This window comes from Oryzibacillus soli, from assembly GCF_051594765.1.
In the GTDB taxonomy this organism is placed as follows: Bacteria; Bacillota; Bacilli; order Paenibacillales; family NBRC-103111; genus Paenibacillus_AR.
The window spans coordinates 1-2307 of record NZ_JBPPGJ010000052.1 but is presented as its reverse complement, the minus strand read 5'-3'; the positions used below and the strand labels follow the sequence as shown (position 1 = coordinate 2307).

Sequence of the window (2307 nt, the reverse complement as noted above, 5' to 3'; positions counted from 1 at the left end):
CGGGCAGGCAGCGCAGAAGCCTCGGCCAGTAAAAAGGCGGCAGCTGGAGTGGCGATTGGACTGGAGCCGAGCCCGTCCATCTACAGTCCACCGGACAAGGCCGAACAAAAGCGGGCCAACCCAAACGTGTCGGCGGCCACGCAGTTCCGCCTGAATAAGCAACAGGAGCTGATCTTGTAATGGAAGTGACCCTGCAAACAACGAGCGCCCCGGACATCGACTGGGGCGCTACCGGCGCTGCGGAGATCGTCCAGAACGTCCGGACCCTGATCAGCACCTTCAAGTATGAGGTGGCCTATGATCGGACGCTGGGGATCCGACCGGACTTCCTGGATATGCCCCAGCAACTCGCCGTCACCCGGGCCGTCGCGGAGATCTACGCGGTGGTGGAGGAACGCGAGCCTCGCGCCCGGCTGAAGGACGTCTCCTTCGACGGAGTGGATGAGGACGGCACAATGAACTTCAAGGTGGTGATGGAAGTATGAATTTCGAACCGATTGCTTTTGTGGAGGTGGATGCGCAGCTCCTTCAACAAGAGTTGATCCGGCGATATGAGCAGACCACCGGGATTACGCTGTATCCGGGTGACCCCCGGCGGATCTTCCTCCTGCAGTTCATTCCGGTGCTGCTGGGCCTGAAGAACGACATCAACTTTACGGGGAACCAGAATCTGCTCCCCTTCGCCACTGGTGACGTTTTGGATGCCCTGGGAGACCGAATTATGGTGCCGCGCCTGGCGGATCAGAAGGCAACGGTAACGATCCGATTTACGCTGTCCACCATACAGTTGGCGGCGGTCATGATACCGGCAGGCACCCGTGTGACGCCGGACGGTGAGCTGTACTTCGTGACCAAGGCAGACCTGACCATCGCCCCGGGATCCACGACGGGAGACGTCACCACGGAGGCGGCGGAGGGCGGCGTCAAGTATAACGGCCTGGTCGCCGGCCAGATCAATATCCTGGTGGATCCTGTACCGTATGTGGCCAGCGTGGCCAACATCACAACGAGCGCGGGTGGGTCCGATCGGGAGAGTGACGAGGCCTACCGGGAACGGCAGCGGCTGGCCCCGACTTCCTTCAGCGTAGCAGGCCCGGAGAAGGCTTACCGGTTCTTCGCCAAGTCAGCGGACGTCAACATCGCGGACGTGGCCGTGACGTCGCCTAGCGCCGGCGTGGTGAACGTATATCCACTGCTCAAGGACGGAGCGTTGCCTGATAGCTCCGTCCTGGCCAAGGTCTTGGCCGAAGTGAGCGCATCGGACCGACGGCCGCTGACGGACCAGGTGGCCGTTCTGGCCCCCACCACGGTGACATACAACATCAACCTGACCTACTTCATCAGCGCGGAGCGTGCTGCGGAGGTAACGGCGATTAAGGCGGCCATCGAGGGCACCGGAGGAGCAATTGACCAGCATATCGCATGGCAATGCGCGAAACTGGGCCGCCCGGTGACGCCGGATGATCTGATCGCCCGGATATATAACGCCGGCGCCTTTCGGGTGACGATAACAGCCCCGGCTTATGCAGCCGTCGCTGCCAATGCGGTGGCAAAGTTGGGGACCAAGACCGTGAACTATGGGGGGCTGATCTAATGGATCTGAAGACCGTAGACCTCTCCCAGCTCCAGACCAAAGCCATGCGGGAGGATCCATCCGTCCAGGGTTTCGCCGCAGCGCTCACAGAGCAGCTCCGGCAGCTGGCCGATGAGGTCCAGCAGGTCATGATATATGGTCGGTTGGATCAGGTGCCGGAGGAGGTTCTTGATATCCTGGCATGGCAGTTTGACGTGGATTGGTACGACCCCGAAGCGGATGTTGATACAAAACGTGAGGCCATCCAGGACGTACTCCGGTTGGCCCGGATCCGCGGGACGCCGGCGGCCGTGAAGCGCGTGGCGGAGATCTACCTGGGCGACGCAGCGGTTGAGGAATGGTTTCAGTACAGCGGCCAACCCTACCACTTCAGGATCGTGACCAACAATCCCGACGCGACCGGTGATAAGGCCGCGCAGCTGGCGCGAGCGGTGGATGCGGTGAAGAATCTTCGTTCGGTGCTGGATGCCGTGGTGCTCCTGAGTACGGAGGACTTCCCTATCACGATGGGATTTGCAGTCCACTCGGCTGATAAATTGACCATAAAGCAGGTGAATTGAGATGAGTTCCTTTAACGGATTCAAGTTTACGAATAAAGGGCTGGCCCTCCAGGCCAAAGCACAGGCGGGAACCGAACTGCAGTTTACCCGGGTCGGCATCGGGGATGGAAGCCTGGGTGCGCAGCAGGTGGTCAATCTGAACACGCTGGTGAG

At 60.6% G+C, this 2307-nt stretch carries 4 protein-coding genes; all 4 read left to right on the top strand.

Annotated elements, in window-relative coordinates; genetic code table 11:
• Window positions 1–180: hypothetical protein (locus ACSEXW_RS27970; protein WP_438449473.1), on the top strand; the 180-nt coding region annotated here is incomplete at its 5' end.
• Window positions 180–485, top strand: coding sequence for a hypothetical protein (locus ACSEXW_RS27965; RefSeq protein ID WP_438449472.1), 306 nt, complete (start codon window positions 180–182; stop codon window positions 483–485). The genes ACSEXW_RS27970 and ACSEXW_RS27965, both read left to right, overlap by 1 nt.
• Window positions 482–1594 (top strand): baseplate assembly protein, encoded by a 1113-nt coding sequence (locus ACSEXW_RS27960; RefSeq protein WP_438449471.1) that lies wholly within the window; start codon window positions 482–484, stop codon window positions 1592–1594. Before ACSEXW_RS27965 ends, ACSEXW_RS27960 begins: the two co-directional genes overlap by 4 nt.
• Window positions 1594–2154, top strand: a complete 561-nt coding sequence (locus ACSEXW_RS27955) for a phage tail protein I (RefSeq protein WP_438449470.1) — start codon at window positions 1594–1596, stop codon at window positions 2152–2154. Before ACSEXW_RS27960 ends, ACSEXW_RS27955 begins: the two co-directional genes overlap by 1 nt.
• The last annotated feature ends 153 nt before the right edge of the window (window positions 2155–2307 follow it).